Source organism: Enterococcus sp. CR-Ec1 (assembly GCF_002850555.1).
Taxonomy (GTDB): domain Bacteria; phylum Bacillota; class Bacilli; order Lactobacillales; family Enterococcaceae; genus Enterococcus_D; species Enterococcus_D entomosocium.
In genome coordinates this window covers 1-20,657 of sequence record NZ_CP025224.1, presented here as the reverse complement: position 1 = coordinate 20,657, position 20,657 = coordinate 1, and the positions used below count along the sequence as shown (strand labels likewise).

At 35.0% G+C, this 20,657-nt stretch carries 25 protein-coding genes; 1 reads left to right on the top strand and 24 read right to left on the bottom strand.

Translation table 11 applies throughout. The features are described from left to right. Positions 1-96: 96 nt before the first annotated feature. The 3 genes from CXM95_RS18475 to CXM95_RS18465 all read right to left on the bottom strand — a co-directional run bounded on the left by CXM95_RS18475 (position 97) and on the right by CXM95_RS18465 (position 1,328). Entirely contained in the window at positions 97-297 is a 201-nt protein-coding gene (locus tag CXM95_RS18475) for a hypothetical protein (protein ID WP_101699632.1), read from the bottom strand. 107 nt (positions 298-404) lie between these two features. Continuing rightward, a complete protein-coding gene (locus CXM95_RS18470; protein ID WP_074934969.1) occupies positions 405-707 on the bottom strand; it encodes a hypothetical protein in 303 nt (100 codons plus the stop codon). A gap of 21 nt (positions 708-728) precedes the next feature. Beyond that, on the bottom strand, positions 729-1,328 hold the full coding sequence (locus CXM95_RS18465; protein WP_101699677.1) for a recombinase family protein: 600 nt from the start codon (positions 1,326-1,328) through the stop codon (positions 729-731). A 454-nt stretch (positions 1,329-1,782) separates the two neighbouring features. On the opposite strand from CXM95_RS18465, the gene CXM95_RS18460 reads away from it, so the two are divergent. Further along, the gene (locus tag CXM95_RS18460; RefSeq protein WP_101699631.1) at positions 1,783-2,565 is read left to right on the top strand and encodes a MerR family transcriptional regulator; all 783 of its coding nucleotides are present in this window, start codon (positions 1,783-1,785) and stop codon (positions 2,563-2,565) included. A gap of 199 nt (positions 2,566-2,764) precedes the next feature. Here the strand turns inward: CXM95_RS18460 and CXM95_RS18455 are convergent, their stop codons facing one another. The 21 genes from CXM95_RS18455 to CXM95_RS18365 form a co-directional block, all read right to left on the bottom strand. Continuing rightward, positions 2,765-3,112: a DUF7006 family protein gene (locus CXM95_RS18455; RefSeq protein ID WP_101699630.1), complete on the bottom strand. Its 348-nt coding sequence runs from the start codon at positions 3,110-3,112 to the stop codon at positions 2,765-2,767. 229 nt (positions 3,113-3,341) lie between these two features. After that, positions 3,342-4,607, bottom strand: coding sequence for a helix-turn-helix domain-containing protein (locus CXM95_RS18450; RefSeq protein ID WP_101699629.1), 1,266 nt, complete (start codon positions 4,605-4,607; stop codon positions 3,342-3,344). Positions 4,608-4,950: 343 nt separating this feature from the next. Beyond that, positions 4,951-5,283, bottom strand: coding sequence for an LPXTG cell wall anchor domain-containing protein (locus CXM95_RS18445; protein WP_101699628.1), 333 nt, complete (start codon positions 5,281-5,283; stop codon positions 4,951-4,953). Between the two features lie 19 nt (positions 5,284-5,302). Continuing rightward, a complete protein-coding gene (locus tag CXM95_RS18440) occupies positions 5,303-9,781 on the bottom strand; it encodes a BspA family leucine-rich repeat surface protein (protein WP_101699627.1) in 4,479 nt (1,492 codons plus the stop codon). Further along, positions 9,771-10,778, bottom strand: coding sequence for a DUF916 and DUF3324 domain-containing protein (locus CXM95_RS18435; RefSeq protein WP_101699626.1), 1,008 nt, complete (start codon positions 10,776-10,778; stop codon positions 9,771-9,773). The genes CXM95_RS18440 and CXM95_RS18435 overlap by 11 nt, the downstream gene beginning before the upstream one ends. Before the next feature lie 111 nt (positions 10,779-10,889). Further along, the gene (locus CXM95_RS18430) at positions 10,890-11,606 is read right to left on the bottom strand and encodes a WxL domain-containing protein (protein WP_158297444.1); all 717 of its coding nucleotides are present in this window, start codon (positions 11,604-11,606) and stop codon (positions 10,890-10,892) included. Positions 11,607-12,060: 454 nt separating this feature from the next. Beyond that, positions 12,061-12,465, bottom strand: a complete 405-nt coding sequence (locus CXM95_RS18425) for a Spx/MgsR family RNA polymerase-binding regulatory protein (protein WP_101699624.1) — start codon at positions 12,463-12,465, stop codon at positions 12,061-12,063. A 266-nt stretch (positions 12,466-12,731) separates the two neighbouring features. Continuing rightward, positions 12,732-12,854 carry a hypothetical protein gene (locus CXM95_RS19135; RefSeq protein WP_265589942.1) on the bottom strand — a complete coding sequence of 41 codons (123 nt, stop codon included), beginning with the start codon at positions 12,852-12,854 and terminating at the stop codon, positions 12,732-12,734. A 17-nt stretch (positions 12,855-12,871) separates the two neighbouring features. Further along, positions 12,872-13,369 (bottom strand): hypothetical protein, encoded by a 498-nt coding sequence (locus CXM95_RS18420; RefSeq protein ID WP_101699623.1) that lies wholly within the window; start codon positions 13,367-13,369, stop codon positions 12,872-12,874. A gap of 575 nt (positions 13,370-13,944) precedes the next feature. Next, positions 13,945-14,196 (bottom strand): hypothetical protein, encoded by a 252-nt coding sequence (locus CXM95_RS18410; protein WP_101699621.1) that lies wholly within the window; start codon positions 14,194-14,196, stop codon positions 13,945-13,947. Positions 14,197-14,199: 3 nt separating this feature from the next. After that, the gene (locus CXM95_RS18405) at positions 14,200-14,628 is read right to left on the bottom strand and encodes a helix-turn-helix domain-containing protein (RefSeq protein WP_101699620.1); all 429 of its coding nucleotides are present in this window, start codon (positions 14,626-14,628) and stop codon (positions 14,200-14,202) included. 137 nt (positions 14,629-14,765) lie between these two features. Further along, the gene (locus CXM95_RS18400; RefSeq protein WP_101699619.1) at positions 14,766-15,491 is read right to left on the bottom strand and encodes a DNA/RNA non-specific endonuclease; all 726 of its coding nucleotides are present in this window, start codon (positions 15,489-15,491) and stop codon (positions 14,766-14,768) included. Positions 15,492-15,791: 300 nt separating this feature from the next. Continuing rightward, entirely contained in the window at positions 15,792-15,935 is a 144-nt protein-coding gene (locus CXM95_RS18765; RefSeq protein WP_158297443.1) for a hypothetical protein, read from the bottom strand. 30 nt (positions 15,936-15,965) lie between these two features. After that, the gene (locus CXM95_RS18760) at positions 15,966-16,124 is read right to left on the bottom strand and encodes a hypothetical protein (protein ID WP_158297442.1); all 159 of its coding nucleotides are present in this window, start codon (positions 16,122-16,124) and stop codon (positions 15,966-15,968) included. Positions 16,125-16,156: 32 nt separating this feature from the next. Beyond that, complete coding sequence (locus CXM95_RS18395) at positions 16,157-16,348, bottom strand: hypothetical protein (RefSeq protein WP_101699618.1); 192 nt, start codon at positions 16,346-16,348, stop codon at positions 16,157-16,159. Positions 16,349-16,611: 263 nt separating this feature from the next. After that, positions 16,612-16,938 (bottom strand): hypothetical protein, encoded by a 327-nt coding sequence (locus tag CXM95_RS18390; protein WP_101699617.1) that lies wholly within the window; start codon positions 16,936-16,938, stop codon positions 16,612-16,614. After that, positions 16,935-17,240: a hypothetical protein gene (locus tag CXM95_RS18385; protein WP_101699616.1), complete on the bottom strand. Its 306-nt coding sequence runs from the start codon at positions 17,238-17,240 to the stop codon at positions 16,935-16,937. The genes CXM95_RS18390 and CXM95_RS18385 overlap by 4 nt, the downstream gene beginning before the upstream one ends. Positions 17,241-17,280: 40 nt before the next feature. Beyond that, positions 17,281-17,481: a hypothetical protein gene (locus CXM95_RS18380; RefSeq protein ID WP_074934935.1), complete on the bottom strand. Its 201-nt coding sequence runs from the start codon at positions 17,479-17,481 to the stop codon at positions 17,281-17,283. Positions 17,482-17,758: 277 nt separating this feature from the next. After that, positions 17,759-18,514 (bottom strand): DNA-methyltransferase, encoded by a 756-nt coding sequence (locus CXM95_RS18375; protein WP_101699615.1) that lies wholly within the window; start codon positions 18,512-18,514, stop codon positions 17,759-17,761. 111 nt (positions 18,515-18,625) lie between these two features. After that, the gene (dcm, locus tag CXM95_RS18370; protein ID WP_101699614.1) at positions 18,626-20,077 is read right to left on the bottom strand and encodes a DNA (cytosine-5-)-methyltransferase; all 1,452 of its coding nucleotides are present in this window, start codon (positions 20,075-20,077) and stop codon (positions 18,626-18,628) included. 124 nt (positions 20,078-20,201) lie between these two features. Further along, the gene (locus tag CXM95_RS18365; protein ID WP_074934940.1) at positions 20,202-20,657 is read right to left on the bottom strand and encodes a hypothetical protein; all 456 of its coding nucleotides are present in this window, start codon (positions 20,655-20,657) and stop codon (positions 20,202-20,204) included.

The window sequence follows — 20,657 nt, the reverse complement described above, 5'->3', positions numbered from 1 at the left end:
GTTTATTTAAACGAATATCTTATTATTGCTTATGTCTTCTTACGGCTATCTCTTTGAGGCAGCTCTACTAAGTCTGATCAAAGCTTCAAACGTATATTATTTCATCTGTATTTTTTTTAGAATAATTTCGAAAGTTTCAAAAGTATCTATATCTAGTTGGCATAGCCATAACAAATATTTCTTCTCCTTGTACGTCCATTCAATTGTAGGGTAGGAGGATAAAAGATTGTCAAACCTTGCACGTTGATCACTAGACGCTAATTGCCAGCGCTTCTCAAATATCGTTTTTTCTTTCATATATAGTCCCCCAAAAAGAGCGCTGCCTGAAACTTCAATAACGGGCAGCGCAAGTCTATGTTAAGCAGATCTATATTAATTATACCAAAGAATAAAAGACAAAAAAGTTAAATCACAATAAATTGTCGGCCATCACTTGTCTTTGATTTCATTCGTATGACTCTTTGAATGGTGCCATTATACAGTTTCTCTTCTAAAGCACATTGCTTCAGGGAAGGATAGATCCTATGTGAACCATTTGAGTATACAACTTTGATCCCATTTATAGCATTGTAATTAATCGGCGACTGACGAGTAGTAGAGAACTTTTTGCTTAATTCTTGCACGTGAGCCACAATCTCAGCACAATGTATCCACTCTGGATCCTCAGTCAATTTTACAATCGCTAAATGAATCTCCTTTTCTTTCATCACTTTCCCCTCGCAGTATTCCTATTGTATAATTTCTTCCTCTTCAGACTCTGTTTTCTCCATCTTTTCTAAATAGCGATAAATTGTCGTCCGAGAGACCTGCCAACGTTCGGCAATCGTTTTGATTGGAGTTCCACTATCAACTAACGTTTTCATCAGCTGTAGATCCTGATCCGTAAATTTTTCCGGCCGGCCACCATATCGGCCTCTTGCTCGAGCAGCTTCTCTACCAGCTGCCGATCGCTCTAATATCAGATTACGTTCAAACTCTGCAAACGCCGCAAACAAATGAAACATCAGCTGGCCAGTTGAACTGGATTTATCCATCGTAATATTTTCCTGAAGGCTATGGAAACTCACGCCCCGTTCATTCAATCGATTGACGATTGAAATCAGGTCCTCCATATTACGCCCCAATCGATCCAACCGCCAAACAACAAGTGTATCTCCAGATCGTACAAAATCAATCGCAGTTTCTAATCCTGGTCGATTATTTTTCGCTCCACTCATATAATCAGTAAAAATTTTTTCACAGCCAAATTTTTTTAAACTATCTTCTTGTAAATCCAAATTTTGTAATCCAGTTGAAACTCGTGCATATCCAATTTTCAAAAAAATCACTCCTCGATTAAAACCATTGTACCATAACTTAATATAGGGGGAATAACTGAACATAGATTTTGTTACGGGTTTCTGAACACTAAATTCGATATTTTCTGTAGAATTTCGGGACAAAAAGAGAGTGTTCAGAAACGGGTCATTTTCTGAACACTCTTTAAACTAAATTATTATCCTCGAAAAAATATAAATAATCTATAGTAGGACAATATGCATCTTCTTTATACCTTATTATTTTATAAAAAAGTTTCAGACTTATGAGTTTAGATTTTTTTATAATGTATGAACCAACATTTTCTACTGACTCTTTTACAAAATTACTATGTATTATTTTTAGCAGTGCGTAAAATATCTCTTATGGATAGAAAAGGTTAAGAAATTTTAAGTATGATTAAAACAAAAATTATTTGTGATATAATACTCAATGTTTCGAAAACGTTTAAAAAAGGAGCCTTAAATGAACATAAAACAAATAAGTAGTAATTACAGCATTACAACACATACGCTAAGATATTATGAAAAAATAGGCTTACTTTTTCCTTCATATCTTGAGAATGGCTATAGAGATTATTCCTATGAAGATATCCAAAGATTAAATATAATAAGAGATCTAAGAACGTTTGATATTCCACTGTCAGAGATTAAAAAATATATCGACCAAAAGAATAAAGATATCACAAAAGAAATTTTAGTTTTCCAAGTAAATGAAGCAAAAAAGAAGATTAGAGAACTTGAAAACCGAGTTTTTTTATTAGAAGAAAGAATCAATCTTTTGAACGATGTAGAGAATAAAGAACTTTTTTGTGTTAAAAATAAATTTTATCCAAATCGGAAAATTATTGTTAGCAAAAATAAAAGTATACCTGGAAAAAATCTTTACTTAGAGTTAAAAAAATTACATAAACAGTTTGAATTAGAGCTGCACTCTAGCAATCAAAATATTTTTGGCACAATTCTAACACAAACTGCAGAAGGATTTGCTCATCAAGTATTTTACTGTATTGACTCAGATCAAGATTCAAAAAATGCGATTTTACTACCTGCTGGACATTATGCCTCTATTTATTACAATGGTGATTATACAAATCGAGATCATGCGCTCACTATTCTAAAACAATACATTCAAGATCATTCTATCAATACGTTAGGGTTATTTCACGAATTTTACATGTTAGACTTTCATGAGACAAATAACCAAAATGAATATGTGACAAAGATAGAAGTAAAAATCAGTCAGTAAGCCAATCATAGTTTTTTTATTTTTCCATACCAGTATTTTTATAATTACACCTTATGTGTAATGAAAAGCAACCTACCTTATAAGGAAAGCGGTAGCACTTCCATACAAAATATATTTCAAGGATCTAATTTTAAACGATCATGTTTTAATCAAAACATGATCGTTTAAAATAAATACGTTTTTTGAAAACTAGTCCTGATTAAATGACATTAAATACTAATGAGTGCTTGTTTGGTGCATTTAAATTATACCCGCAAAGTTCTTTTAGATACGTACGATAATCCTTCTCAACAATTTTTATAGTTTCATCAATGGATAAGTCCTCTTGCCTAATCATTTCATTCATGAGATTCAACTTCGCATCAATTCCTATAATCTCCGGAATTATGTCCCAAAAATTTCCTTTTGATATTAAATTAATCAATGTTTCCAGCTGGTCAATTAGCAATCCATAGTACTCTTGAAACTCTTCACAGTTTCGACCTGAAAATTCTAAATTACTATAGAAAAAACTGATATATTCTTGTTTTGATGTAAAAAGCAACATTTTAAAACTTCCTCTCCTTATTATAAATTACGTCTTTCACCGGATACCTTCTATATGTTATCCATAATAGTCGCCATAGCGCAGTACTCTTTTTCTGTTAATTCGTTGTTTACAATATGAACAACTCTTTCTTCGTCATAATCGAGAATATTACTATCTGTAATGATAATTTCGCTATCTTCAATCCTTGCTACCTCATTAATCAAAATTTTTTCTTCAAACTTTCGCTTTATTTTTTTAATACATATTTTTCTACTATTGGTCCGTTGGATAAAGAAATCATTAAGTTTAACTGTTTTTTATTTTGTTCTTTTAATTTCAACCACCAAGAAGCTTGCAATTCATGTATGAATGCTTCATTCACTTCGCGTTTTTCAAATTCTTGTATTGTATTATTAAGAAGGTCAATGGACTTTAAATAATAATCTGGATAAGATTTAGCCAAACAATTTTTAAAATAGGAATATTCAAGACCCACAATTGATACCATATCTCCTAGTAAGTAAGCTTTATGATAGCCAATAATTGCTTCTAAGAAAAGCATGTTATCTATCTCAAATGGTACGCTCAGTGACTCACCCAATTTTATTTTTTTTATGGTAGAATACGCAACTGAGCTAAAAAAAGTTTTCTTTTTTGAATACATATCAACCAAGTTTTTAATAATTTCCTTATCTGTTCTTTTATAATCCAACGAGAAAGAACAGCCTACAAAAAAAATGTATTGAAACTCTGTTTCATATTGCGGATGGTTCCAAAACGTTTCCGACCATACTTCTCTCATAATATTAAACAATGGATTATTAGCACTAAGGTTCTCAAACTCTGCATCAGATTCTACATACATTTTTTGTTTGCTTCTAATAAAACTAATAGCTAATAAATAGTAAACCTGCTCATAGCTAGATAAATTTAGTAATACGCCGCTTTTTACATACGCCTTTTCATGAATTCTAATGATAGTATCCTTTTTTATTTGACTATCAAAAGGCCACTCATAGCCTTTATGTATTTCCCAGAAATAGCAGAAAAAGAAAGCTCGTATATTTATTTCGGATCCTATAATTTTATTTTTTACAATGGTAATATTTTTCCCTTTGAGAACATTGTTTATTCGACTTATCACTCTTCTTACTGAAGCGACACTGATATAATTACTATCCGCAAACTCTCCTAGATCCCGTATACTCTCATTCAATAACGCATATATCAATTTATAAGGCAAAGAGTTTTTGTAGATATATTCACATAATTCTAAAAAATCTTTGTTTCGACTAAAAGTTACATAAATCCCTTTACTAGCAATTATCTCGATAGCTATATGTTGATTCTCACTACCTAAAATACTTAGACCTTTTAATATCTTACTCATTTTAGGTGGACTAACATCAAAATAGTCTGCCATTCTTTTTAACTTCAGCCATTTATTTTGATTTTTGTGCAAGAATTGCAACACTTTAATTTCTAAGATTTCTTGTTTATGAATTTCTATCATTTGTTTCCCCTATTTCTAATTCCAAATTGCAACATTTTACCTTTGCTACTAAAAAAAACACACGTAACAAATTAAATATATTTTGAGTCTTTTTTTATAAGATTCATTTGAAATCAGCATAAACCTTAGAGTGACTATATAGTCAAGTTATTTTCAGTATTATTACTAAAAAGTCGTTTCTAATTCTAATTTTAGTTTCCATGGATAAATATATATACAAAACAGAAATTTTTCGAAGCATATTCTTTATAACTTCTATCACTTTCATGATTGATCTCTATTTATTTATAAATCACACAAACTATCACTAGAATCTCCTGCAAAAAAATTGCAGGAGATTCTTTTAATGTTTTTCTTTTTTTACTTTTTTCCTAAACAATATTAATGTACACAATACGATGACATAACCGATAACTACAAAAGAAGCCTTTTTACCCGCTCCGGTTTTAGGCAGTCTTTCTTGAATGTGACCGTTAATATCTCCTCCCACTTTGACATTCTCCTCTGAAGTGTCAATTCCAGATGAATGGCTTGTATGATTTTGAGTATTCTCTGACTCCACTGTATCACTGAAAGTTATTCCTATTTCCATTGCAGCAAAACTACATACTGTTGTGCTCCATAATGAAGTAAGAATAAAAAGTAGCAATACGATAATTTTTAATTTTTTTTTCATAATCATAGTCTCCTACTAATTACGGCGCACTTCTTAAATCGAATGTAATATTGGCTGTGTAGGTTTCTTCTTCTCTTAAATTATTTCGATTATTTACGATGACATGCAACCCTTTGCCTTTATCCCAAGTCACTTGCCGTGTATTATCATCTTTTGGAGATTCATTATCTACATCATTCTTTATTAGAATAGTTTCTGAGGTTCCAATATCATGTTGAACATTACTTTCATCCACAAAGACGATACCCATGGTTCCATCTGGTAATTCTCTATTTCCGCTGTCTTTGAAACCATCAGTGGTTGCCACCAACTCCCACATTTGTCGGCTAACTGAATAATCTATAGATGATAATGGATTGGTCCCTCTAAAATCTTTGATAATTACTCCCCATTTATTATCTTCTTTTGGTATTAATTTTCCATTCAATTTATGACTTAATTTCGCTGTACTAAAACTTAATACTTCAAGTGTGTTTCCAAAGAATAGACTCCCATTATCTATAATTAGAGTGCCAGATGAACTTGATTGCCTAGATATTTTTGCTGTTTCCCTTGTATCACTATCAATCAAAATATGAGCATCATAATCAACATTAATCGAAAGATTATTTTCTGCATCACTCAAAGAATTGTTCCATGCTTCCCCACTAAAAGTTACGATATAATTGTAATCATGCTCAAGCTTTGGTATTTCAAACATATAAGTATTACTATTTACTTCATTCAGTTCAATGTTTTCAGATGAAATTACCTCACTCTTACTATTTGTTTTAATTAGATCAATTGTCTTTGAGAAATCTATGCTTTCTTTGGTGCTTATCTGAATATTTAAATTTTCAATAGGCTCTCCAGTTTCGAAAACATCTTCAACATTTAGTTCCCAATGAATATGTGCCTTTTCACCAATAGTCACATTATTATTTTTTTTAGATTCAACACTTAAATTGTTCATTCGATTCCATACAAAAATTGATGGCTGACCATTAGATATAACGGTTCCATTAGCTGATTGTCCGTTCTTAAGATCAATCCACCCAAAGTCATTTTCTGGTAATAATAGACTTAAATACCTATCAATCTCAATATACTCAAGTTTTATCGCATTCTCAAAAAATGAATCATTCGTTGAATTTATGGCAGCTATAAAGTAACCTAGCTTAACGTTCTTTAGATTTTTACAACCATAAAACATTCGGTCCATGTTTAATACTCCGGACCATGACCAATCACTCAAATCAACAGAAATTAGACTTTCACAGCTTTCGAATAGTCCTGCCATTTGTGTTACCTTGCTAGTGTCCCAACTACTTACATCTACGGTTGTTAGCGAACTTGCATTAGAAAACATATAACTCATGTTCGTTACACTACTCGTGTCTAGTTTTCCCACAATACTTTTTAGTCGAGTCAAGTTCCTAAATAAATTTGTTGAATCGCTTGGTGCACTTACTTCTCCTACAAACTCTATTTCAGTCACTGAATCAGCTGTAACATCCCCTAACTCCCATGGGGATCCAGATACTACAGAAAGAACTCCTGAGTATACTGTTAACTTACCTGTTCTATCATCAAATTCGTACGGAGAAGTTCCCCAAGTTTTTAAATTAGCAACATATGTTCCAGGTACTAAATCACCTGTTCCATACCTAGCCATGAAATTAGCTGGTGAATAAATTCCCGAACTTCTATCATTTAGCTGCCATCCTTCTCCTATAGATCCATCTGACCTGACTGGTAATCCTAATCCAAAGTTTGTACCAAACCTAAAGTTAGGGCCCAATGTTATTGATCTTAGACTACTTGTGCCGGCAAACATCTGACCTCTGTTACCCGAAAAGTTCGTGTTCCAATTACTTAGATCTAAGGTTATTAATGAGCTCGCGTTTGAAAACATCGCACGCATACTATTTGCTTTATCAGTGTTCCAGTTCCCTGCATCTAAACTTGTTAATGAACTTGCATTGGAAAACATCCCAAGCATGCTCGTTACACTGCTCGTGTTCCAACTACTTACGTCTACTGTTGTTAGCGAACTTGCATCAGAAAACATATAACTCATGTTCGTTACACTGCTCGTGTTCCAACTACTTACGTCTACTGTTGTTAGCGAACTTGCATCAGAAAACATATAACTCATGTTCGTTACACTGCTCGTGTCTAGCTTTCCCACAATGCTTTTTAGTCGAGTCAAGTTCCTAAATAAATTTGTTGAATCGCCTGGTGCACTTACTTCTCCTACAAACTCTATTTCAGTCACTGAATCAGCTGTAACATTCCCTAACTCCCATGGGGATCCAGATACTACAGAAAGAACACCTGAGTATACTGTTAACTTACCTATTCTATCATCAAATTCGTACGGAGAAGTCCCCCAAGTGTTTTTTAAATTAGCAACATATGTCCCGGGTACTAAATCACCTGTTCCATACCTAGACATGAAATCAGTTGGTGAATAAACTTCCGAGCTTCTGTCTTTTAGCTGCCATCCTTCTCCTATAGATCCATCTTCCCTGACTGGTAGCCCTAATCCTGAGGTTAGCCCAAACCTAAAGTTAGGGCCTAATGTTATAGCGCTTAGGCTAACAGTTCCGGAAAACATCTGACTCATAATAATAGTTTTACTGGTGTCCCAGTTACTTAGATCTAAGGTTGTTAATGAGCTTACATTAGCAAACATATTACTCATATTCGTTACGCTACTCGTGTCTAGTTTTCCCACAATGTTTTTTAGTTGAGTCAAGTTCCTAAATAAATTTGTTGAATTACTCGGTGCACTTATTTCTCCTACAAACTCTATTTCAGTCACTGAATCAGCTGAAACATCTCCTAACGTCCATGGGGATCCAGATACTACAGAAAGAACACCTGAGTATACTGTTAACTTACCTGTTCTATCATCAAATTCGTATGGAGAAGTTCCCCATGTTTTTAAATTAGCAATATATGTCCCAGGTACTAAATCACCTGTTCCATACCTAGACATGAAATCAGTTGGTGAATAAACTTCCGAGCTTCTGTCTTTTAGCTGCCATCCTTCTCCTGTAGATCCATCTTCCCTGACTGGTAGCCCTAATCCAGGGCTTATCCCAAATCTAAAATTAGGGCCTAATGTTATAGCGCTTAGGCTAACGGTTCCAGAAAACATTTGACTCATACTAGTAGTTTTACTGGTGTCCCAGTTACTTAGATCTAAGGTTGTTAATGAGCTCGCGTTGGAAAATACTCCCGACATGTTTGCAACGTTGCTCGTGTCCCAGTTACCCACGTCTAAAGATACTAATGAATTTGTGTCGGCAAACATAGAGTCTATATCACTGAACTTACTCGTTTTCCAGTTACTTAGATTTAAGGTTGTTAATGAGCTTGCATTGGCGAACGCTCTCGATACAGTCAGCAAGTTGCTCGTATCCCATTTGCTTAAATCTAATGATGATAATGAACTTGCATTTATAAACATACGAGAAATGTTCGTTACATTGCTCGTATTCCAACTACTTACGTCTACTGTTGTTAGCGAACTTGCATTAGAAAACATACTAGTAAGATTCGTTACATTGCTTGTGTCCCATTTACTCACATCTAAAGTTACTAATCTTGTAGCAGCAAACATCCACTGCATATTCGTAACATTGCTTGTATCCCAGCCACTTACATCTAGAGTCGTTAATGAGCTCGCATTGGCGAACATAGAGTCCATATTCGTAACGTTACTAGTATCCCAGCCACCTACATCTACGGTTACTAATGAGCTTGCCGCATAAAACAGATCTGCCATATTCGTAACATTGCTCGTGTCCCATTTGCTTACATCTAAGGTTCTTAATGAGCGTGCACCTGAAAACATATGATCCATTCGCGTAACATTGCTCGTATCTATACTACCTTCTATACTTTCTAAGTTAGATAATGACATAAATAACCGCGTTGATACGCTTGGTAGCACCATCTGTCCCGATATCCAAGTAACAGAACTTGAAAATATTTCTCCTGTTTGCCACGGAGCACTGTCCCACGATCCAACCTCTCCATATATATACAGCCCTGGCTTTCCTGTTGCCGATTGTGTAAGAGTCCAAGTAGCCGAGCCCCAAGTTCCTGAGGCAAACGAACTGTCATATTCAATGAGATTTTCATCTTCAATCAGAGAATCTGTAGAAACACTTGATTCTTTCGGTATTGTCAAATATTTATCGTTCTGTTGTTGAATATCTTCTTGAGTTGGATCGTCTTTCTCAATCTGATCTTCTCTATCTTGACTTGAAACCTCTAGTTCATCTTGATTATCCTCATTAGTATTCTCATATGAATCTTCTTCCAAACTAGTACTTTCAGCGTAAGGAAGCGAAATTTCAGTTTTTTGTACACTATCGTTTGTCTCTTGATAGTTTTGCTCAAACCCACTTCTTTCCTGTTGTATTACTTGTGCAATTACTTGTGAAGAGTTTGAAAATAACAACATGCTAGATAATATGATTTTAAAAAACTTATTATTTTTCATTTTGTGGTCTCCTTCTCTTGAAAAGAAAAGATAAAAGAAAAATAATCAGTATTCCTATTCCTATGAGTATGATATATAGCCAAAAATTGCTATTATTATCTTCCGAAAAAACAGAGTTCCTATTGTACTCTCTCACATCACCAGAACTGATAGTGAATGTTTTATTAAATGAGAAGTTACTCCCATCTGCTTCCCCTTCTACAGCCATCATATATTCTCCAGGAACAAATTTTTTGTCCTCTAAGCTAATTCCAAAATAAAAATTGGAGTTTGGGGCCATTCTCATTGAATCATTTGATGCTTCATAGCGTAATTCATTTGTTTTCTTATCAAAAACTTGCGCTTTTATCTTCAGACTTTGAATCATTCTTGGCGCTCTGTTCTGCATGTTTACACTAATATAATTACGATAATTTCTTTGCTCAGTAATCACATCATGCATAACCATTTCTGGATCTACTTGATTCTCTGATTCTCGTAGCAACACCCCTACGGTATAAGTGATATTATTTGTTATTACTCTTTCGTTATCTGAACCTTGTTTTTCTTTGATTTCAGAAAACCTTAATCCCCCGAGTATTTCTCCTTGAAAACTTTCATCTGGAACTGTAACAACAATGACCGCCTTAGAATTGCTATTTGCAACTACTGTTATCTCATCATTTTCAATTGTTACCATATCTTCAAACGAAACTTTTAAGCTTGAATCTCTTTCTTCTGATTTTAGATACGAAGTTATTCCATTACTATTTGTTGTTGCATTATTTGCTTCCACCTTTATCTTCATTTCTTTACTTGAGCTATTCATTATAGTTACCTCTAATGCTATTTCGTCCCCTGGCTCAACTTTAAGATCGTAATATGAGCTTTGTGGTTCTCCGGTTTCAGGATTCAACGGAGAAACAGAAAAATTTCCGTCTTCAGACGCATATACTTTAGGTATCATTAATAAGAAAAAGAAGGAGAGGAAAAAGAGTTGTTTGAATCTTTTCATCATAAATTACTAACCTTTCTTTTAACTCTGCATCGTATCACTATAGGCACTTGATACTAAAAAAGAAAACAAACCAGTCACAGCTTGCTTTCTTTCTTACTAATCGAAAATAATTTAATTAGTAGAACCACTGCTAAATGGATCAGCTGTTAAATTATACGTAATAGTTGTCGTATATTGCGCTGTGTTTTTTACAGAAGACTTTGGAACAGTTAAAGTTACACCATTTGTTGTGTTATCATTTTGAAGTTCACCTAAACCAATCGAATTTATGTTTACACCATTCGTTGAGTCAGCACCGGCAATGGCCTGTTCTGACTTGTTTAATGTGATTGCTGTTCCTATTACGTATGGTGCATTGGACTGTCCGTTCCCTGAATGCAAATTGCTATAAGTTACCTCAGCTCCTTGCAAAACATGCCCAGTTGAATCAGTAAAATCGCCGTCAACTTTTGCAGTCAGTGTCCAACCCGCTCGATCACTACCACGAGAGTCCTTAACAGAAACAATTGGAACAATATAAGATCCATCTGACATTTTATCTCCTAATGCTGAAAAAGTAGTACTAGCTTTTTCTTGCATGCCGAAATTTAACTTAGAAACGTAAGTGATCATTAATTCTGAACCGTTTGGATTAATCGGTCCCTCAGGATCTACCGGTTTTTCCGGATCTGTAGGATCTACTGGTCCTACTGGATCGTCATCCTTTTCAAACTCAATATTGGCATCAGTAGTTGCATTTGTTGCATTTGGATAGGTTGCTGCAATCACTGCATCACTCCCCAAGAAAGCCGGAGCTAAAAAAACTCCAAAAATAATTAATCTTTTCAACCTCATACTCTTCCACCTCTTTTTAAAAAATTTTTTTCAATCACAAATTACATGTTACACAATCTTTTTTAAACAAGGTTCTCAAAATATTAATTAATATACTTATATTTTTGTTTTATATTTTTAGAACAAAAGTTATATGATTCTTTCAAAGTCTATTAATAAAACTAAAAAAGACCCGTTCAAGTGTGAACGGGCTTAGAAAGATAGAAAAAAATATTTTAGAGTATAGGATAAATATAGTCTACACAGTTTTGTTCAATCGGATAAATCATATTTTTTATTAAAGACGAACAAATATGACTCTCAACGGAAAATTACAAGTTAAAAAGTTCCATTCTTTACCCTGACTATTTTTAGCAGAAGAAATTTAGGCCGTATTTATAGGGACATCGAAAAAAAGCCCATACTTACTTAGTGTTAAGACGAATTCTATAGGAAACAATAAAAGTTATTAATCTTCCCAATAGTACTCACCACTATCCAATAATTGCGTACGTCTATATTCCTTCGATAGAAAACATCTTATTTCTCTTTCGTTAAATCCAATGACTATCTTTTTTTCATCGATTATAATAGGCAACTTAATCATCGAAGGATTCTTGATAAGTATTTCGATTAAACATTTTGTAGAACACTCATTTTCATCAATTTCTAGCCCCTGATATTTTTTTGTCCGCTTATTGATCAAATCATCAAATCCATTTTCAGCACGTGCTAAAATTTTTTTAAGTTCGTGTAATTCAATCGGTTTCTTCTTAGTAATCTTTCGCTCGACAAAGTGTAGACTATGGTTCTCTAACCATTTCATTGCCGTACGACCCGAACTAGTATTAGAAAGATAATAAACTTCAATCATATCATTGTCTCTCCTAGAAGTTTTTCCTAGATTTATTAAAGTTGATTATAGCATAAAAAAATACCCGATCATGAACGATCGGGCTCAGAGAGTTAGAACGAAAGGTTCTAAATGTTAGGATAGACTCAGTCTACCTTCTTTAAGAAAATTGTTCAAGATTAAAACAATACTTCCGGTAGAAACTAATTCTATTTCTAGAAGTGTCAAAAGAAATAGAGAAAATAAAAGACATAGATTAATGTGTCTTTTTTTAAGAAAGACAGCCTTTAATGCTTATTATCTTTATTCTTTTTTATTTGATCTTTCATCCAATTGCCTTCAACAACTGTTCCCCATGCTGCAAAACCAATCGAAATAAGCGCAACTAAAATTACTATGATATCTTTCATGATTTTCCCTACTTTCTTTATCGCCCGTAACAAACGGCACTAGCTGAAACAGTCTTGTAGCTCCATTTACCTTTTAGTGTAATATGCTGCTTCGTTTTCATTTTGTAGGAAGTCTTGTTGTTAACACTTCCATATTTTGCAATCACAGCTTTTCTTTGAGCTTGACCAACAACAAAATAAGGAGACATATCGCTTCCTTTAACCCAAAAATAACTAGTAACCCAATAACCTACTTCGCCATCCCATACTTTTTGTCCTTCAGCCCACTTCGTTCCCGCAGCTGCCCGTAAAAATGGATTCTCGTTTCGCATATAAAAGGAATCAATTTCCGAGATTACTTGATCAATGTTTTCCATATTCTCAAAATCATCTGGAATACCAGCATCAGTAGCGAATAAACTTTCTTCTTCAACAATATTTTGACTTTCTGCAGCTACTGCCACAGAAGTAGAAACTAATAAAAAAGTTCCTGCAGCAACAATTGTTAATAAGTATTTACTTAGATTTATTTCCATTGATTCATCACTCCTGATATAATAATAGTGTTTTAATACACTGTTATTGTATCATGGTTGTGCAAATAATCTTCTTACATTATTGTAACTCTAAGTCTTTAAAAAATCTTCCACAATGATCTCCGCATTCAGCCTACTCTATTTGTAATCCTTGCAATTATTTCTAAATTACAGGATAAATAGTCATTTTCAATCCATTCTTCAGTTATATCAACCAATGCAGACATTATCTTACAATAGTCTGGTCTTTGATAAATTAATCTCACTAAATTTATCATTCAGAAGCCTTCCTTATGTTTCATAATCTGTCATAGATCATACTCCTATCATTCATAATTTAGGATACCGATCGATCATCGAATCGACTTTTTTATAATCTTGACTCTTCAATTGAGATTCTTTTTCAGTAAGATCCTCGTGGCATATGAAGAAACCAATCATGTCTTTTACTTTCAAAATTCCCAATCGATCCGATACACAACAATATTCTTTTGCTGATTTATCAACAATAAGTGCACAGTCATTGTAGAAGTAAATTCTTTTTAACTCACTCTTTGAAGCCAAGAAAATTCACCTCACAATTTCTTTTCATCAGCATCTACTAAAACAAATCGATTGGTGCCAGTGATCAGTTTATAGCTGCGTTGGCAAGTTTTACATTGATAGTATTCAGTAGGATACATAAACTCAAACTTTCTTTCATAAACTTGTTGTGCGAGTTCACCGCAATCACATTCAACCCACTTAGGCGGCCAGTATAAGCGCCGATTGTATGGCGTTATTGGTATTTTCCATTGACCACCGTAACATTTTCTCTCTTCAGCCATTCATCATTTCATCTCCTGCCGTTTCTTTGTAATAAATAGTATGGATCCATTTTCCAATTTAATTCCTATACGCTCACTATGATCATCAATTGCTTCAGGGACATCCGTTAAGCTTCCTTGCCCCTTCATTTCATTCACGAGTCTTTCTAAGGCGTCTTCATAATATTCATATTTCACTTCTTTGAAGATCATTTGTTGCTTTTCAATGTAAAAGTACCAATATTCCTTTAGAGATCGGCCAGTCAATTTCTCCATACCTTCTGACGTTATCACCAGGGTTTTTCCAAACATACGTATCTCGCCTGCAGGAATTCTTTCCGGATACTTCTTAATCATTTGGCGAACATAGCTTTCCTCATAACCCCATTTTCTTGAAGCCTCTGGAGCTGTCATTAGTTCATCACTCATTAAATCATATTTATGAACACTCAAATTAATATCCTCCTTTGACACGATGAAGTGTATATAATAATTATACACTTCATCGTGTTACAAAGATATATAATAATTTATAGTAGTTTTTACTATCAATTCCTTTTTATCCCATGTTTATATGTGGACGTTCAATTTTATTGTTCCCTTGCAACCCCTGTTCGATAATCAATCGAGACGCCATCTTGTACGTTATGAATTATAATGTTAAAGCCTAACTCGTCATTCTCAACACTCTGAGCTTCCATTTGAATCGCTCTGGGCAACAATTCTTGCTCTCTGAATATCGGTGTGACCCGATAGCGCACGTGATTATTGGTTTTTCTCAGATAGTTGGCCACTTCATTTTCATATTGGACCATGTGGATCTGGTTCAGCTGTTGAGTGCCGGTAAACAAATTTTTCCAGTTGTCATTTTCACCGGTCATTTGAAAGCCGACTAAATGACTTCTATTATAGAGCCAAACATTATTTTCAAGCTTTTTTTGATTCCAACCGGTGGGATAGACATTTGATATGTCTCCTCGTTCTTCTGTAGGCATCATCGATCGGTGTAGCATTGCATTTGCGACACCGACACGATTTAGGGAATCGAGATCCGAAAAGGTTTGCCAAGACCCTGCATCGATCGATGCCTCTTCAGCTGTAAAACTTGGTCGGTTTCTATTTACTTGTATGACAACGTTCTGACCGTCAAAATCAGGCAGATTTTCAATCTCTTCAGCTGAGATTTGTTCCTGGGACGTCCATTCATCGAAAAAAGCAGGCAACTGAACATCGACTTCTGATAAATCCACCAATGAAGCGGTGAATCCAAGCAAACTGATCAACGCTGCAAGGATAAATTTTGACTTATGTTTCATAACAATCTCCTCTTATTTGATATAATCACGGATTTCTCTAATATCTTGAACATGAATATTTCTATGTTCTTTTAGTAGTTGATCAATAGCATTTCCCTCCGTCTTTGCGTGGATCCATTTCATAGCAAACACGAGATCGCCAAAATCATAGAAGGCGAAATCGACTGCAAAAGTTTTCATGTATTCATTCACTTCCCTTCTAGACCATCTGTTGACATTTTTCTATGAAAAAGGCAAAGTGTTAACATTGCATGTGTTGATAGCGTGTTTTTCTGCTATTTTGGTGGATAGTTGACTTAATCATGTAGTGCCTAAATCAACAATGTTATTGTTATCGTTGTACTCCAACCAAGGCTCTTCGCATACTTCCCCACCAACTGTCGTGGTAACTTTTGCATCAGATGGATAGTTTTTTAGTTCCTCAATTAGTTCAACAACTGTCATTTCTTCCCCTCCATTCCGCTATCTCTATCACTAATTGACTGCACCCTGTTTTACTTCTTCAACAATGTAACCTTTATCATCTAGATAATATTTGTAGTAGAATTTAGCTACTGCGTCCTTCTCATCTATCGCTAAAATCTCAACATTATTTGAAACTTGACTGCATGGGATCACTAGATACTTCTTCACAATTTTTAGCTCCTATTCCGTTATTTCTTCCATTAGCCGACTTCAATGTCCCAACGTTTATCACCAAACAAAGATTCAAGCTTCTTGTTGATCACTGCCAGCTTCAATTCGCTTTCTGGTATGGCCAGTAATAAATCTTTTGGTGATCCGCAATAAACCATATCGGGAGTTTCAACTCTGTATTCAACTTTTCTTATTTTCAAAGCTTCCTTCAAAGTTTCCATAATTCGCCTTTCTGCTATCTCTGTCTGTCAGCAACTAGATTTTTTAGTTCTTTTCGGGCCTTGTCAGTTCGTTTTACAGCTGACTTATACACTTCAGAATCTCTGCTATATCCTAGTGATTCGAGTTGTGACAAATCTCTTTCTAACTTTTCTACCCACATTCTTTTATGATCCATCTGGCTATATTTCATATCAAATTTCTCCTTCTATTAGACGAGAAGCTGTGGCCGTACTGCAGCCACAGCTTCCTATTATTTAAAAATCTATTTCCATTTTCTGGTTCCTAATTTCTCTGCACATTCATCGCAAAGGTATCCAATATTCAATGCTCGATAGGGTTGGTAAGTCAGGCTCCGATTACAAAAATCACAAAACCCAAAATCGTCTTCCTCACTAGATAAATCCAATAGCGGACTTAAGCGTTGAATGTTAACTTCTAAAGTTACATCGCTATTCTTAGTATAAGCAATGCAATAAGCGACCGGATAAGAAATCTCTACTATCCTTATCCACGTTCCTTCAGCTAGTTCATGTTCTGCAAAAACAATATCGCTTCTTAGTCGATATTTCTTCCCTTCCGCAATACTCATGACAATACGTCCTCACGTTGCTTGTGAACAGATTTCTTTGTCATTATTACTTTTGGAATGCTTACCTCTCCTCTTTGCATCGGAATTAATACAGGTGACAACTCATAAGCCATAAATTCACGATCTATCGCTTGATCAATGAAAAATCCAACAAGTGTTAAAATAAGTTGGCCCTCTTTAAAGATCATAAAGTCATTGTCAAAAGGACTACGAGTAGCTATGAAGGCAGCCAAATTTTCAGTGGTTCCTTCGATTTCGTATAAAGTATAAGGATCAGATTTTCTGTATGCAGTGTATTTCATAATTCCTCCTAAATTTTAAGGAGTCACAACTACAGTAGGATCACTTTTCTTCTTTCATTATTTCATCAACAAAAGCCGTCAAACTTGCGGCATTATCAAATCTCATAAGGTCAATCGAAGAGCGTTTCTTCCTCAAATCTGTAATTGTAGTTAATTTAACTCCCGATTTTTCGTTGATTTGTTTTCTTGATATTCCACTTTCGAATAATAACCATTCGATTTTCTTTTTATCAGCGTACATGCTTGTGTCCTCCAGTTAAGGAGTGTAGCGAAAAAATTTGCTACTACTCTCTTTTATGATATATTTTGAGTAGTAGCATGCCTGCTTGGTTTTGTTACTGTGCGCTTATTCTGTGCCAGCAGAATAAGTGCATTTTTTATTACTAAAGATTATCAAGCCTATAAAACCACTCCTATTCTTATAAGATTTGATTTAACACATAAGTCGGTATACCGACTTTATACATCTATTATATATCGGTATACCGACTTTATCAAGTCTTTTTTTCAATTTTTTTTTAAAATTCGAATAGATCAAGTTGTGTTACATTAGTCTTTATACGCTCAATAGCCTTATCATAATATATTTCATTTGTTTCAAAACCAATAAACTGTCGTTCAGTATTTAAGCAAGCAATCGCTGTCGTTCCACTTCCCATGCAGTTGTCTAGGATCAAGTCACCTTTTTGAGAATATGTCTTAACGAGATATTCCAAAAGAGCGATCGGTTTTTGTGTCGGGTGAAAGATATTAGTCGTTTCTTTGTTATATCTCAATACATTGTTAGGAAACCCTGTAAATTCTTGTATATACTCATTTTTGCTCAAAGAATCTGTTTTATAAATTGAATCTTCGGTTGCCTTTCTACTTCTTAATTGCGGCTGAGAAAGGTTCTGCAAGCCTTGAGGATAATAGGCAGTTGTTCCTTTAGAGAAAACCGAAATCGTCTCTACCGATCGCATAGGCTGTCTTTTAGCAAATGTAAATCCTGTAGCCGTGTTCTTTACCCAGTACCAATCATATTTGTAATGCTTTAAGTTACTCATTCGTAATTGCGTAGAAAATGGCTCAGCCCCGAAAAGAACGATCGCACTATTTTCCTTTGCTATCCGTAAATACTGTGACCACAACTGCTCCCAAGGAATTATATTGTCCCAGGAACAAGAAGTTGTCCCATACGGCAGATCACAAATGATTGCATCTACCGATTCATCAGGAATTTTTTTCATTCCAGATGAACAATCTTCTAAGTAAATCCTATTATTTTGAATCATAGACTACTCCTCTACGATTCAGGCCTGAATCAATTTTATCAAGTCTTGATAAGATTACTTTACAGGCTAAGTAGTTCACTTAGAGATTGAAGATCAGTCACAAAAAGCTTGTCACATGTTGATACAAAGGTGTTTCGCTATAAAATAGATCACCGATACTGTAACCGAATTTCCAGCTTGTTTGTACAACTGAGAATTGGATACTTTCACCTCATAATCACAGCTGTAGTGATCTAGTTTTTCTTCTATAATTTTCATAGCTATTTCTCGGTTGCCAAACTTAGCAGCCAAAAAGGCCCAATCAGGAAAAGCTTGAAGCCTCCAACATTCCAAAGGGGTCAGTTTCCTAATTTGAAAATCATCGGTCACTACTGCTTGTTGATCGCTTGTAACAATCGTATGAGCTTCTTTTTTCCCAACTCTTCCACGCTTAGTGTTCGATTTAGGATAAGCAAAATTGATACTGTCACCAGCTGCAGCGGACTTGTCCCCTTTTTTCGTAGCTTCTCTCACAACAATCTTCGGTTCTTGTCCGCCTCCTTGCATTGTGTTTAGAGTAGGACAGATACCTTCAGGCGAATACACACTAACTGCTGATCGATACCGGCCATCGATTTGTCCTTCCACAATAATCCCATGTCGATCCTGTACAGTCAGAGTGAACATTTCTTCTCCATTACTTTTAATTCGGCGTCCATTTTGTCTAACTACGTCTTTATCAGGTGATAGGATCGGAATTGCTACTTTAGTACCCTCTCCTTTATTCGTAGTGAGTGTAGGAGCTATACCATTAGAACTGAAAGTCTGACCATTCATACCATTTCCGCTAGGATTCACGTTGCCAATGACAATTTGTTTCGGCGTTTTATAATCAGTAGCCGTCAAGGTCCCCATTAGTCCATCCGTATAATAGGTCCGCTCTCTCAAATTCGTGTTTAAGTTATTTCGTTTATTTGTCGTTCCAGCTATGTTGATTTTTGCTGGTTCTTGATCAGCTGATTCTTTTTCTCCTGTGAGAGGTAGAAACTGTCTGGCACCTGATCCTCTAAAATGTCCGATAATAAAGATACGTTCTCGGTTTTGTGGGACAAAATCTTTGCTGTTAAACACTTGCCACGAAACGTCATACCCCAATTCATCCAGCGTTCTGAGGATCGTCTCAAACGTAGCCCCTCCTTCGTGATTGAGGAGTCCTTTGACGTTTTCAAGGAATAGATAGCTAGGTTGCAAAATCTTTGCGAAGCGTGCAATTTCAAAAAAGAGAGTTCCTCTAGTATCACTGAAACCTCTTCTTTTTCCTGCAAGGCTAAAAGCCTGGCAAGGAAATCCTCCTGTGATAACGTCCACACGTCCGATTCGTTGAATAAAGTCGTCTGATAGTTTTGTAATGTCATGCATTTCCACCTCTTCTCTTGTATCGAAAATAGCTTTATAGCTTTGTCGAGCATGTTTATCAATCTCACAAAATCCAACACATTTATGGCCGGCTCTCTCCATTCCCATACGAAATCCGCCTACTCCAGCAAACAAATCAATAAAAATTAATGACTTTTTCCCCTTCATCCATAGTTCTTTCCCACAGCTGTGTTTCAGTTATTCAAGCTTGTAAGACAACTATAATCAGCGGTCGGATTGGTAAAGGACACGAGATTTCCTCATAAATGTTCTTTTTTGAGTAGAGTCTCCATCACATTGTTTCTTTTCTTTCTAAAAGTTTCAGAGCTGAGGTAAACTGTACAAGTGCCTTCTTAGAATCTGTCAGGATAATGTTTTTCTGATAATGGATCCTATCACTTACAGTAGAAATTGAAAGTCCGTATAGGTATCTCAATAAAAAAATCTTCCTTCTTCTATCAGTAATTTCAGGTTTGTACGGGTGATTGATAGCCAAATATCCCGAGATAAATATTCTATGAAGATATTCAAACTCTTGATAGATAGGATCTCCCATAAGTTGTTTTGGTATGTCTTCGTGGTGCAAGAAAGAATAGGTTTCATAAATTTTAGGAGCTGCAGAGATCCCTAATTTTTCTCGAACACTTTTATACTGTGAGAGAAATATTCCTAATCGTTCTTTCGTTGTCTCCCACTCGACAGCGGATTCCGCTGGTAACTGGTATTTTGTCACATCGAATAGTTCCAT